This window comes from Streptomyces sp. 35G-GA-8, assembly GCF_023534745.1.
Taxonomy (GTDB): domain Bacteria; phylum Actinomycetota; class Actinomycetes; order Streptomycetales; family Streptomycetaceae; genus Streptomyces.
On record NZ_JAMHJQ010000010.1, the window covers coordinates 1 to 12,467 of the forward strand.

Annotated in this window: 14 protein-coding genes and 3 pseudogenes; 11 read left to right on the forward strand and 6 right to left on the reverse strand. The window is 67.8% G+C overall.

Annotated features, from left to right (window positions below):
* The first annotated feature begins 107 nt into the window (after positions 1–107).
* The 4 genes from M1203_RS23155 to M1203_RS23170 all read left to right on the forward strand — a co-directional run bounded on the left by M1203_RS23155 (position 108) and on the right by M1203_RS23170 (position 3,107).
* A complete protein-coding gene (locus M1203_RS23155; RefSeq protein ID WP_249951709.1) occupies positions 108–527 on the forward strand; it encodes a hypothetical protein in 420 nt (139 codons plus the stop codon).
* 42 nt (positions 528–569) lie between these two features.
* Complete coding sequence (locus M1203_RS23160) at positions 570–1,337, forward strand: transposase (RefSeq protein WP_249951710.1); 768 nt, start codon at positions 570–572, stop codon at positions 1,335–1,337.
* Positions 1,338–1,463: 126 nt separating this feature from the next.
* Positions 1,464–1,676 carry a hypothetical protein gene (locus M1203_RS23165; RefSeq protein ID WP_249951711.1) on the forward strand — a complete coding sequence of 71 codons (213 nt, stop codon included), beginning with the start codon at positions 1,464–1,466 and terminating at the stop codon, positions 1,674–1,676.
* A 165-nt stretch (positions 1,677–1,841) separates the two neighbouring features.
* A complete protein-coding gene (locus M1203_RS23170; protein ID WP_308404895.1) occupies positions 1,842–3,107 on the forward strand; it encodes a serine hydrolase domain-containing protein in 1,266 nt (421 codons plus the stop codon).
* 408 nt (positions 3,108–3,515) lie between these two features.
* On the opposite strand, the gene M1203_RS23175 is transcribed toward M1203_RS23170, so the two are convergent.
* The gene (locus M1203_RS23175) at positions 3,516–4,385 is read right to left on the reverse strand and encodes an LLM class F420-dependent oxidoreductase (protein ID WP_249951712.1); all 870 of its coding nucleotides are present in this window, start codon (positions 4,383–4,385) and stop codon (positions 3,516–3,518) included.
* A gap of 305 nt (positions 4,386–4,690) precedes the next feature.
* Positions 4,691–5,120: pseudogene (locus M1203_RS23180) on the reverse strand (helix-turn-helix domain-containing protein); the annotation flags it as partial.
* Between the two features lie 115 nt (positions 5,121–5,235).
* Here M1203_RS23180 and M1203_RS23185 point away from each other — a divergent pair.
* The 3 genes from M1203_RS23185 to M1203_RS23195 all read left to right on the forward strand — a co-directional run bounded on the left by M1203_RS23185 (position 5,236) and on the right by M1203_RS23195 (position 8,201).
* On the forward strand, positions 5,236–5,721 hold the full coding sequence (locus M1203_RS23185; RefSeq protein WP_249951713.1) for a hypothetical protein: 486 nt from the start codon (positions 5,236–5,238) through the stop codon (positions 5,719–5,721).
* A gap of 393 nt (positions 5,722–6,114) precedes the next feature.
* Positions 6,115–7,635 carry an MFS transporter gene (locus tag M1203_RS23190; RefSeq protein WP_249951714.1) on the forward strand — a complete coding sequence of 507 codons (1,521 nt, stop codon included), beginning with the start codon at positions 6,115–6,117 and terminating at the stop codon, positions 7,633–7,635.
* A 20-nt stretch (positions 7,636–7,655) separates the two neighbouring features.
* Complete coding sequence (locus M1203_RS23195) at positions 7,656–8,201, forward strand: TetR/AcrR family transcriptional regulator (protein WP_249951715.1); 546 nt, start codon at positions 7,656–7,658, stop codon at positions 8,199–8,201.
* A 196-nt stretch (positions 8,202–8,397) separates the two neighbouring features.
* Here the strand turns inward: M1203_RS23195 and M1203_RS23200 are convergent.
* Positions 8,398–8,520, reverse strand: a pseudogene (locus tag M1203_RS23200) (IS481 family transposase); the annotation flags it as partial.
* A gap of 251 nt (positions 8,521–8,771) precedes the next feature.
* Here M1203_RS23200 and M1203_RS23205 point away from each other — a divergent pair.
* From M1203_RS23205 to M1203_RS39050, 4 genes and pseudogenes are all read left to right on the forward strand, one after another.
* Complete coding sequence (locus M1203_RS23205) at positions 8,772–9,755, forward strand: hypothetical protein (RefSeq protein WP_249951716.1); 984 nt, start codon at positions 8,772–8,774, stop codon at positions 9,753–9,755.
* Positions 9,743–9,988, forward strand: a complete 246-nt coding sequence (locus M1203_RS23210; protein ID WP_249951717.1) for a hypothetical protein — start codon at positions 9,743–9,745, stop codon at positions 9,986–9,988. The genes M1203_RS23205 and M1203_RS23210 overlap by 13 nt, the downstream gene beginning before the upstream one ends.
* A 235-nt stretch (positions 9,989–10,223) precedes the next feature.
* Positions 10,224–10,463 (forward strand): helix-turn-helix domain-containing protein, encoded by a 240-nt coding sequence (locus M1203_RS23215; protein WP_249951718.1) that lies wholly within the window; start codon positions 10,224–10,226, stop codon positions 10,461–10,463.
* A 161-nt stretch (positions 10,464–10,624) separates the two neighbouring features.
* A pseudogene (locus M1203_RS39050) lies at positions 10,625–10,858 on the forward strand (winged helix-turn-helix domain-containing protein); the annotation flags it as partial.
* Between the two features lie 86 nt (positions 10,859–10,944).
* Here the strand turns inward: M1203_RS39050 and M1203_RS23225 are convergent.
* The 3 genes from M1203_RS23225 to M1203_RS23235 form a co-directional block, all read right to left on the reverse strand.
* Entirely contained in the window at positions 10,945–11,277 is a 333-nt protein-coding gene (locus M1203_RS23225; protein ID WP_249951719.1) for a hypothetical protein, read from the reverse strand.
* 192 nt (positions 11,278–11,469) lie between these two features.
* Positions 11,470–12,027 carry a hypothetical protein gene (locus M1203_RS23230; RefSeq protein ID WP_249951720.1) on the reverse strand — a complete coding sequence of 186 codons (558 nt, stop codon included), beginning with the start codon at positions 12,025–12,027 and terminating at the stop codon, positions 11,470–11,472.
* Between the two features lie 133 nt (positions 12,028–12,160).
* Entirely contained in the window at positions 12,161–12,442 is a 282-nt protein-coding gene (locus M1203_RS23235) for a hypothetical protein (RefSeq protein WP_249951721.1), read from the reverse strand.
* Between the last annotated feature and the right edge of the window lie 25 nt (positions 12,443–12,467).

The window sequence follows — 12,467 nt, forward strand, 5'->3', positions numbered from 1 at the left end:
CTAAGGGTTGTCCCGTAAGCGATCTTCGACCGGTTACGGTCAGAGCCCCGCACACGGGCGACCGAGCCCTGATGGCAGGATGATTGCCCCGACGATCCTGAGGGGCCATGCCCGTGCACGCCCCTGCCGACTACCTCGAACTGGCGCATGCTGAGAACGACACCGCCGTCCTGCATCGACTCTCGCGTTGTCCATACCCCTTCGTCTGGCAGGCGCTGGCCGCCAATCCCTCAACGGCGCCCGGCACGCTGCTGGAACTGAGCACGGCCCATGACAGTGCGTGGAACGACAACAGGCTCCTTCGCCTGCTGGCGGAGCATCCGAGTGCCGACCACGCAGTGCTGCGAGCCGTCCGTGACGCCGTGGCGGCGAAGCTCGCCGAAGGCGAACGACCCTATGCCGCTGTGCTCGCGCTCGCAGGTCGGACAGAACTTCCGGCGGCGGAAGTGAGAGAACTCGGGACTCTGCGTGGGGCTTCTGCTCGTCTGCGCAGTCAGCTGGACCGGCACCTCGGGCTCCGTATTTGATCCGTGCACATCCCGGCCGGCCTCAGATGGAACGATCTTGGTGTGACTGCAGTGATCACGGCGTCGGTGCCGTCCTGGATAGGTCCCTTCACCGGGCTGAGCCCGCGCTGCTTCGGCAAGCTGGTGACCGCCGTGCGGCGCGAGACCGCTGCCGAGCTTCAGCGTGGGCGGCCTTGGGGGCTCCCACTTGAGGATCGCATTCTGCTTGTCACGGCTTACTGGCGCACAAACTTGACGATGCGCCAGATCGCACCGCTGTTCGGCATCTCGAAGTCCGCGGCGGACCGGATCATCGGCCACCTTGGGCCGTTGCTCGCGCTGCAGCCACGCCAGCGGTTCCGCAAAGACAGCGTGCTGATCGTGGATGGCACCCTGGTGCCCACTCGCGACCATGCGGTGGCCGAGCAGTCGAAAAACTACCGCTACTCCACAGCCCATCAGGTGGTCATCGACGCCGACACCCGCCTGGTCGTCATGGTCGGCCGGCCCCTGCCCGGCAACCGGCACGACTCCCGCCGCTGGGAAGAATCCGGAGCCAAGGCCGCCGTCGGCAAAACGATGACCATCGCCGACGGCGGCTACCAAGGCACCGGACTGGTCATCCCACACCGCCGACGCAAAGGCGAGGAACTTCCGGCTTGGAAAGAGGAACACAACCACTCCCACAAGCAGGTCCGGGCCCGCGTCGAGCACACCTTCGCCCGCATGAAGGGTTGGAAGATCCTGCGCGACTGCCGACTCAAAGGCGACGGAGTCCATCACGCGATGCTCGGCATCGCCCGACTGCACAACCTCGCTCTCGCCGGATAAGCACAGGGGCAGCGCGGCGACCGACTCCGGCTCCACCAACTCCAAGATCGTTACGGGACAACCCTTACAAGCCGGACTTCGCTCGGGTCATTTCCAGCAGCACGCCTGCCTTTGACTTGGCAAGCCATGATTCCGCCTGATGAGCGCAGTGCGGAGACCAAGCCGGGGGACGCTGTCCGCAGCCCGCTCGGCTCGGAACGGGGCCAACTCCCCTGCCCCGCCGAGCTGGAGCAGCACAGCGTCGAACTGACCTCCGCGCTGGAGGAAGACCGGTCCGATCTCGATGCCGCGAGGGAGGCCAACCGGGACCTGACCAGAGCACTGAACCAACGCGGCTGAGCCAACAGCTGTCGGAAGGTCTCTGTGCTCTTCAGGAGCATGACCAGACTGGGGAAGACAGTGGTGGCGCTCAGTGCCAGCCGTGATGTCCATCCGGCTGGCACCCGTTCGGGATGGGGCGTATGCCGGATGGCTGGTGACCCTTGCAGTTCCTAACCTCGCATCATGATCTTTCGTCGTTCGTGGTTATCAGCCGCGGTGCTGGCGCTGGCTGTGTCATCTCTGCCCTCCGCTGCGGCTTCAGCCGCGCCACGCCCATCGGGCACGGCATGGTCGGTGCAGCGTGACGCCGACGCACTGCGGGATACCGGGGTCACCGGGGTGGCCGTCCGCCTGGAAACCCCACGCGGGACGGTCACAGCCCGCTCCGGGGTCGGGGACCTGGCGACTCGCCGCCCGGTGGCGGCGGACGGCTACCTGCGTTTGGGCAGCACCACCAAGACGTTCGTCGCCACCGTCATGATGCAACTGGTGGGCGAAAAACGGATCTCCCTCGACCAGACAGTGGAGCAGCTGCTGCCCGGGGTCGTGTCCGGCGCTGGAAACGACGGCCGGACCATCACCGTCCGCGACCTGCTGCAGCACACCAGTGGCCTTCCCGACTACATCTACGACGTCTTCCCTGACCCCAGTACCCAGACCTACTTCGCCAACCGGTGGCGTGCCTACAAGCCCGAAGAGCTGGTGGACCTGGCTATGCGCCATGAGCCCGCCTTCCCGGCAGGCACCAACTGGGCGTACTCCAACACGAATTACGTGCTCGTCGGAATGATCATTGAGAAGATCACAGGCCGTACCTGGGAACAGCAGGTCCACGAGCGCATCCTGCGCCCGCTCGGCCTGCAGCATACCGACACCCCCGGCACCTGGCCCTTCCTTCCGTATCCGCACACGGCCAACTACCAGCAGTTCACCGTGGACGGCCCGATGGTCGACACCACGATCCCCTACCGTCCCTTCGACAGCGGGGCCGACGGCTCGATGACCGGAACGGCCCGCGACCTCAACCGCTTCTTCGCCGCACTGGCAAGCGGACAACTGCTGGAGCCCGCCGAACTCGCTGCCATGCAGAACACTGTGCCGGTGCCGAAGAACAGCGGTCACCCGGAAGGCACCCGGAACGGCCTGGGCCTGTTCTTCACACCCCTGTCCTGCGGCGGCGGCTACCTCGGGCACGGAGGAAGCGGCTTCGGATATCATCCGGGCAGCGACAACAACGGACAGTCGACGCACTATCACCGTCTCCGCGCACAGCCGCTCCGCGGACCCGCAGACCGCCGCCCGCCAGGAAGACGCACTGCGCGACCTCATCGATCACGCCCTCTGCCGCACCACCTGAAACCATCGTCTGAGGCTCAGGCCGTTCGTGCCAAGTCGGGTGACTGCGGCTTCCTCTTCAGGAACTCGAAGAGCCGCTCCAATCACGAGTAGCGCCAATGGTATTGCACACGAAAGTGTCGATCACAGCGGCGCTGAGCTGCACAAAGTGGTTTCCACTCGCCTCGCGCCACACGGTTGCCCCCAGAGATGCCGGAACGGCACCGGCGAACGCCATGGCAAGGATCAATTACGGGTCATGACCAGCCAACGACGCCGCCCTCTCAACGACCCCCTCTGTACACCCGATCCATCATCGTGCGGGCCGTCAGTCCTCGTCCTCGTCGCCCTCAACGGCGTCCGGGTCCCGGAGGGGGCGTACAGTTCCAGGGCCTACCGGAAGACCTCCAAGGTCCGCATCACGGCCGGACTGCGAAGCGCCTGCGCACACCCCTCTCTCCGTGCCCTTGATCCACCGGGGAACGACTGTGATTATGCGGCTGATGTCCCGGCCAGTCCTGCCTATTCCCTCGGGTGGATCCAGGTCTGGGCGAGTTCCGCAACCCAGGTGGCCGCCGCGTCGGGAGCGGGCGGGGGCTCGCCGACGACAACGAGTTCGGTGACGCCGGCTGTGTCGAGTGCGGGAACGTGGTCCGGGGTGCCGTCTCTCAGCGCTACGGCGACCGTGAGCTCGTCGAAAGCGCGACCGCGGCGGGCGCACTCGGCGGCGAGAACGGCGATACGCGCCGGAACGTCGGTCGCCGGGATGTCGAAGCCGTACCAGCCGTCGGCGAGCATGACCGCCCGGCGCAAGGCGGCGTCGCTGTTGCCGCCGACCACGACCGGGAGCCGGCCGCCGCGCAGTGGCTTCGGGTTGACGCGGATCGCGTCGAAGCGGGCGAACTCCCCTGTGTAGGAGGCCAGGTCCTCGGCCCAGAGGGTGCGCATCACGGCAAGGTACTCTTCGGTGCGCCGTCCCCGTCTGGCGAAGGGGACTCCGAGCGCTGCGAATTCCTCGGCCGACCAGCCGACCCCGACCCCGAGGCTGAAACGCCCGGCGGAGAGCATGTCGAGTGTGGCGGCCTGTTTGGCGACCACCACCGGGTTGTGCTCAGGCAACAGGAGTACCCCGGTGGCGAGTTCGATCCGGCTGGTGACCGCCGCCGCGAAGGTCAGGGCAAGCAGCGGGTCCAGCCAGTCCGTGTCCGCGGGCACGGCGATCCGGCCGTCCGCGGAGTAGGGATAGCGAGACGCGGGCGCGTCCACGAGCACCACGTGCTCGCCGCACCAGAGCCTCGCGAAGCCGTGCGTCTCCGCGGCTGTGGCCACCGCACGGATCACCTCGGGGCGGGCACCGCCACCGATACCGAGCGCGTGCAGTCCCACTCGCATCCTCCACCTCCGAGCGTCACCTTAAGCGCGAAGCGCGGATGGCTCGGGGACGTGGCGATCCGCGCGCGGGCATGCCGTCCGGACGAGCGAAACCACCCGCCCCGGCCCGCGCCGCGACCGCCTCTGGAGCCGATGCCGACATTCCTCAAGGCCGACCAGGGCTGTCCGAGCCGCCGCGTCGGGCGCGTCGTCGAACGGGTGACAGCGCGCCCTCCAGCAGGAAGCCCGAGGCCGCCATGCACGGCTTCAGCCGGCGTCTCGACGTCCTTCCCGACACGTCATGAGACTGAAGGGGAACGTCCAGGTCACAGCGTCGGCGCCTGACGGATCGTAGACCTCGACGGTGTCAGGTCCGCGAACGAGGTCGGCCACGCGACGTCATCGATGGCGAGCCACGGCGCAGCGGCTACGGCGGTGCGTGTCACCCGGTGAACGCTTTGACCTCGCGGTGGAGGTGGGCCTGGTCGACGTAGCCGCTTGCGGCCGCGACCTGCGCGGCGGCGTTACCCGCCGCGAGGAGATGGGCGGCGTGGTCGAAGCTCACCAGCGGGGCGGCGTGATTGGGGGGAGACCGATCTGGGACCGGAAGCGGGACCACAGGCGCGTACGGCTCCATCCCGCCTCGTTCGCCAGGCTGTCAACGCGCACCCGTCCCCGGCAGGTGAGAGTCAACCACCAGGCAGCAGCAGCCACCTCCGGATCAAGCGACGGGCGCGTGCTCATCCGTCGGTCAAGAGGTACGGCGACCTCCACCGACGCCCAGTCAGGTGGTGCGCCGAAGAGCCTCGTCCTCTTCCCAGTTGGGGGGAGTCGCTGTCCTGTTGGAGTGGTGCGTCCGTAGGATCACGTCATGACTGCCGATGCCCCGCTCACCCGAGAGTCGTTCCGGCGCCTCCAGCCGATCAACACGCCCAGGCCGGTGCCCCAGTTGCCGAATCGTGTCTGGACGGACGAGGACTGGGAGCGGATCCGGCGCGGATATCGGGCCCGGGACATGGATGAGAAGTGGAACGTCTTCGTCGAAGGCGATGTCCTTTTCATGCACCGGAGTTGGACCGGTCATGGAGTCTATGAGGCGTCCTTTGCCCCCCTGGCCGGCGGTGGGTGGAGCATCGCCTCTGCTGTGGTGGAGGCCGATGGTGAGCGCTATCGGAGCATGGGCGACGAGTACGACCGACTGATGATGGAGCTGGTCATCAGCGCGATCGTCCTTGGTGAGGCAGCCGCCGACCTCCGGGCCGGACTCGTGGAGTTGACCGCCAGGGCTTCAGGGAAAACTGATCTTCCCGCGGGTGTGGTGGAGCACAGCGTTCTGGGATTGCGTTCTGGATCGTGAGCTGTGGAGCCGGACGAGTGCTGTCACAGTCTCGGGTTATGTGACTGGATCACGCGTCGCAGGCGCAGTTCTCGGTCCGTTGCCGACCGTGCAAGGTCTCGATGCGTTTGCGCAGGTCAGTGGGCATAGAGAAAGTCCGAGCCAACGCCCGCGGCGCGGGCGACGGTCCGGAAGTCGATCTCCTCGCCCTCCTCGACCGGCCTTCGGATGCACGCCTCCGTTCATTGGACGGCCTGCGGTGTCTGTCCCGTGCGGGCTGTCGCGGAGCGGCGATCCGCCGGTCAGCGGGCGGCACAGTCACCGGGATCGAGCCGCACTCGATCGCTTTCGTAACTATACCTTTCGGAAGGTATAGTTACGAGCTGATGTCGACTGCTTGAGAGGCGTGCGGAGATGGTTTTGAGTACGAAGCGGCGCTGGCTGCTGCTCACGGTCGTGAGTGCGGGGCTGCTGTTGATCACCCTGGACAACTCCATCCTGTACGCGGCGTTGCCGACGCTGGTGGAGGACCTGGGCGCGAGCAGTTCGGAGAGCTTGTGGATCATCAACGCCTATCCGGTGGTGATGGCCGGGCTGTTGCTGGGCAGCGGAACACTGGGAGACCGGGTGGGGCACCGGCGGATGTTCCTGATCGGCCTGGTGGTCTTCGGGACCGCCTCGCTGGCAGCCGCGTTCTCGTCGAGCCCGGAGACCCTGATCGCGGCACGGGCGTTCCTGGCGGTGGGGGCGGCGACGATGATGCCCGCGACCCTCGCCCTGATCCGTGTCACGTTCGAGGATGAACGTGAGCGCAACGTCGCCATCGCCATCTGGGGAAGCCTGGCAATCGTGGGCAGCGGGCTCGGCCCGATCGTCAGTGGCATCCTGCTCAACAGTTTCTGGTGGGGGTCGGTCTTTCTGATCAACGTCCCGGTCGTCATCGCGGCGCTCATTGCCACGCTGGTCCTCGCGCCCCCCAATGACGCGGACCCCTCCAAGCGCTGGGATCTGGCCTCGTCACTGCTCGCGCTCGTCACCCTGGTCGGCCTCGTGATCGCGATCAAGGAGACGGCGAAGACCAGCCCCGCTCTCCTCGTCATCGCCGCCCCCGTTCTCGCGGCCGTTGTTGGCGGGTGGGCGTTCGCACGGCGGCAGCGCCGCCTGCCCTACCCTCTGCTGGACTTCGCGATCTTCCGCAACCCGGCGTTTCTCGCCGGCGTCCTGGCCGCCGGGCTGTCCATGTTCGCCGTCGCCGGTGTCCAGCTGGTCACCACCCAGCGCTTTCAGCTCGTGGCAGGCTGCACTCCGCTGCACGCAGGGCTCCTGGTCGCCGCCGTCGCCCTGGGGGCGCTGCCGACGGCCATGGTCGGCGGCGCCATCCTGCACAGGGTCGGCCTGCTGCCCATCGTCGCGGGCGGTCTCGCCCTCAGCACGGCCGGTTCCGTGGTGGTCCTGGCCGGCTTCGACACCAGCATGGGACTGCTCGTCACCGGCCTATTGATAACCGGCGCCGGACTCGGCTCGGCGATGTCCGTCGCCTCCAGCGCCATCATGGGCAACGTTCCGGCCCGCCGGGCCGGCATGGCCTCCTCCGTCGAGGAGGTCTCCTACGAGTTCGGCAGCCTCATCGCGGTCGCCCTCCTCGGCAGTCTCCTGACCGCCGTCTACAGCGCGACCATCAACCTGCCCGCCGGAGTGCCCGACCGGGCACGCGACAGTCTCGACGCCGCGCTCGCCCTGGCCGGCAAGAACACCCCCTCGCTGGTCACAGCGGCCTCAGACGCATTCGACAGCGCGTACTTCGCCGTGATGGTCGTGGTCACCGCCGTGATGGCCATCGGCGCGATCGCCACGGGCCTGCTCCTGCGCCGTCACGGCCCCGGATCAGCCCTGACCACCTCCGCGCACGCCGCTCAAGCCTCAGCACACCACTGAAACCCAGCCCGGGAGTACCCATGCGGACCAGCAAACGAACCCAGATTCTTGAAGCGGCTGCCCGCGTCGTGGAGCGTGAAGGCATCAAGAGTGTCACCTTCGACTCCGTCGCCGCCGAGGCCGGCCTGACCAAGGGCGGCCTCCTTTACCACTTCGCCTCACGCGAAGACCTCGTCCGGGCTATCCACGAGCACCTCGCCGACCAGTGGGAATCGGGCATGGCCGCAGCGGCGGGGAAGCCCTCTTCGGAAGCCACCGCCGCCGAACGGCTCACCGCCTATACCCGCGTCGCCACCCAGAGCGCCACCCGGGCCGAACTGCTGCTCATGCTGGAAGGAGCGACGACCGCCGAACACGCGGCCCCCTGGAACGCGGTGATCGAGCGATGGGCACCACCCCCGGCCACACCCACCGACGACCCCGGCACGCTCGACCGGTTCATCGCCCGCCTGGCCGCCGACGGGCTGTGGCTGTACGAATGCCTCACGGCCGAACGTCTCGACCCCGGCCTACGCCAAGCCATCGCCGAACGCATTGCCGGCACCCTCAGCAGCGACGGCGACTGACCGCTCCCTGTACCGCTCCCTGTACGGCTCGATCCTCGCCTCGCTCGTCACATCAACCCGCAAAGCCCTGCCGCGGTTGTTCGTCGGGCAACGCGCCAGTCCTCGCTGCCGTCGTCGTACTCGTCCAGCTCCGACAGCTCCGACGCGTCCGGATCACGCAGCGTCCGCAGGGCGCCGGCCAGGTGTATTGCCCTGTGAGCGCGTCGTGCCAGAGGCGGGACTTGTGGCAGGAGCCGTTGTCAGTCAGGACGCGTTCGACGGTGATCCCGCTCGAAGCGAAGAATGCCCGGGCCCGTGTCCACAAGGCGGTGGCGGTCTCTTAGCGCTCGTCGTCGTGGCAAGCGCGCGGGTTCGCAGAATCTGGCGGAGGTCTGACGGCCGTCCGCCAGCATGCGTTTCCGACGCAGAACGAGTGGGTTCAGCCCAGTTGGTCGATGAGGCCGGGAGCTTACAGCCGTACCCGAAGCTCCTGGGCTCGCCGATCTTACGAAGGACCAGCTCAGGACCATGTTCAGAAGGCAGAACAAGCTCAGAGGCTCATTGTGGGTGGTCGCTCGTACGCTCAGGCCCGTGAACATTGATGATCTTGAATGGCAGTCACGGACACTCGGCGGAATATCTCCTCGCCTGGTCACCATGCTGGTGGATCGGGGGGGGGAGGTAGAGCTGCTGATTCAGGCCGCATCGGAGCGGGGGGAATGGTTCTGCGCCCAGGCTGCGGCTCGCGAGCTGTCCCGGGCGGGCGAGGCCGAGCGGGCCCTGGACGTGCTGGAGCCGTTCATCGAGGCTGGGTGGAATAGGGCGCGCTTGGAGAGGGCCGAGGTCCTCTTCGAGGCAGGGCGGGTGCAGCAGGCACTGGACGCCGTCCGCCCGGACGAGGAAGGCCTTGCCTCGGAGTGGGTGTGCCACGATTTCGCGGAACTGCTGGCCAAGGCGGGGAGGCTGGACGAGGCGATCACCGTCCTCACGCCGCACCTGGACAGGGAATGGATCCTGTCCACCCTCGTCGAGCTGACAGAGAGCCAAAGCCGTGATGAGCAGATCCTGGAGCTGATCGCGCCGCGAGCTCAGCAGGCCCGCAGCGCCCGCGGCGAGGAGCGATGGGGTTTGAACCCCAGCAACGCGCAAGACCTCCAAGCCCAGGTCCTGGAGCGTGCGGGCCGGGTCGACGAGGCCGTACGGATACTTGGGGCAGACGTCGCAGCCGGGCACTTCGTGGTCCAGAACACACTGATCGCCTACGCCGAGCTCCTGCGGCGCCACGGGCGCCTGGAGGAACTGCGCGTGCTGGGCACCGGCGAGGGTGCGGGTGCGGGTGCGGGTGCGGGTGCGGGTGAGACGCTCGCGTACTACGCGCGGGCGCTCGAAGACGACGGGCAGGCAGATGAGGCCGAGGCCGTGCTGCGGCGTTTCATCGCGGCCGCCGAGTATCCGGACCAGTTCCGCTGGCCCCTGATCGAACTGCTTACCGGATCTGGCTGCTGGGCGAGGCCGGCCGGCACGAGGGGGCCCTCGCCTACGCTGAGACGCTGCCGCCGGACATGTACGGCCTGACGGTCAGCAAGGCGTGGATTCTGGAAGAGATGGGGCGCGTTGAGGAGGCTGTCACTCTGCTGCGGGCGGACACCGAACTGCGGCCGTCGGAAGTGGCCGAGCTGCTCATCCGGCATGGCCGCGCCGCCGAAGCCATCGCCGGAATGCCCTCCGTCGCCGAACAGCATGCGGCCAGCCGGCGGCGTGACGCGGTCATGCAGGCCGCCCGTGGCCCCAACGACCCTCCCTTCTAGCTACTGAACTTGATCGAGTGATGTCGGACAGTTGGCCTGACAGCGGCTGAGTCGGGCCGGTAGCTGTGTGGTGTGAGGTACGCGCAGGGGGGACTGACCTTGAAGGCGGGTTGTCGTAGGGGCTGACTGTTGTTGATCGTCGCGGTATGCCGGTTGTATGAGGTATCCGCGGGGTGGGGGTCTGACGGCGGAGAGGCAAGCTTTCCGCGAGCGGGTCCGGATGGAAGCTGTCGGGATGTTCGCCGCCGGGCAGGGCAGTACGGAGGTCGCGAAGGAGTTACGGGTCAGCGTCCGGTCCGTCCAGCGGTGGCGGCGGGCCTGGAGGGAGACCGGCGAGGACGCGGTTCGTTCCCGTGGCCCGGCGTCTCGTCCGAAACTGAGCGAGGCACTGTTCGCCGTGCTCGAGGAGGAGTTGGCCAAAGGCCCGGTCGCCCACGGCCGGCCGGATCAACGATGGACCCTAGGCCCTGTCTGACAAATAGCGCCGTCCGCCCGGAGGGCGGGGCTCGCGGCGTCTGGTGCGTGCGATCGCAAGGCGGAGGGTCTCCCCAGTACTGGACGTACTGGGGTGACCCGACAACGCGGCGAGCGCGCGTGCCAGGCGTCGCGAGCCAGGCGGGATTTGTCAGACAGGGCCTAGCCTGTATCAAGCCGCTGATCGGCCGACGGTTCCACAAGAGCATGACACTGTCGGGCATCTCGCAGATGCTGCGGCGGCACGGCTGAAGTCACCAGGTTCCGGCCCGTCGGGCCGTCGAGCGTGACGATGCGGCCGTGGCCGGCTGGGTGAAGGAGGTGTGGCCGCACCTGGAACCACCGCGGCGGCGCCCGGGGCCTGGATCGTCTTCGAAGACGAGGCCGGATTCTCGACCACCTCATCCTCCGACGGCGACATGGCCTCCGCCAGATTCAGTACGGCAGCAACGTCATCGACGGATGTCTCACCGCGACTGGACTCACACTGACGACACCACGCCTACAACCTCAGTAACCGGAGCTTCGTTGCGTACGTGACACCCCTCCAGAATATCGCCATCCTGAGATGACCAGCGGCGCCACGTGATCACCCCGACCTTGAACCAGCCCTGCTCAGCGGTCCGGCCGACGCACCGGGTCTGGCGACGGTGGAACTGGTCGCCGTGCCCCGCGTCGCCGCGCTCCCGGCGGGCAACCCGCTCGCCGCCCGCACGTTCCTGCCGCTCGCCGACCTGGCGCCGGAGACCGCGATCCTCAACCCGGTCTCCGGCCGACTGGCCGACGGCGATCGCAGCGGGCCGCGGCATCGCCATCTCGGCGGCTCCCACCGCCGAAATGCACCCGCACCCCGGCGTCGTCTACCGTCCCCTGGCAGACGCCCCGCCCGTCCCGGTCGTGCTCGCATGGCGCGACGCGGCCCCGCACCCGGTTGATCAGCCTGCTCGTGGACCTGACGCGGGACGTCACCGCGAAGGGCTGAGTCCGTCCGCGGTCAGCCCGCGCCCTCACTCCGCGGAACCGCCCGCGCCCCGCACCTGGACCCTGCGCGCGAGTGGGTCGCCCGGCTCCACCCGGAACTGCGCCGCCAGCTCCCGGCCGGAGCCGGCCAGCACCCACTGCCGGTTCACCACCCGGCCATCGACGGCGAACTCGTTCCTCAAGACAGGCAGTTCGGTCATCCGCGCGAACCACCCCGCGGCCCGCTCGGCGAGGAATTCCGGCGACCCGTCATTCTCGATCAGCGTTTCCAGGGTCCGCTCAAGGGTGTACAGCTGATCGTGGAATTCCCCGCCGACGAGACGCGAACCGGTGAAGAACGCGCCAACGGTCAGCACATGCTGCTCGGGCTCGGTCGTGGGATCGGACAGACCCAGGGTGACCAGAAGTTCCATACGGTTCTCGAAGACCGCGAACATCGCATAGGTGTCGTCGGGCTCGCAACCCCATCCGCCGGACGCCGCCCGCTCCCGCAGCGCGGCGAGAAACCGCAGACCGTCCTCAGTGGCCTCCAGCTCCGGATCGACGTCGAACCAGCCGCCGGACGTGTCGTACTCGCCCATCACGTTTTTCAGCCTCGCAGGGCCTGGGAATAGGCCCGAATCGGTGCGACCGGACAAAGGGCCTGGCCCCCATGGCCACAGTGCACCGCAGGAGGCCAGGTTATCAGGGGTGAGTTACCGGAGACTCAGGGTTGAGTCACCAGAGACTGCTGAAGAAATCACCCGCCTTGCTGCCGACATAGCTCCCGGCGATACCGCCGACCACGCCTCCGACAACTCCACCGGCGGCAGTTCCGGCGCCCGGGATGATGGATCCGATTGCCGCGCCGGCCGCTGCACTGATCTTGGCACCCGCCCAGGCGCCGGCCAGGGTGGAGCCGACCGACACGGCCGCCTCGCCCTTCTGGCTGTCCAGCGCGGACCAGACCTCGTAGGCCGCGACGCCAACGCCGAGTCCGAGCAGCCGCGGCCGCCCCACTTGGCCGCCGTGCTCCACCAACTCG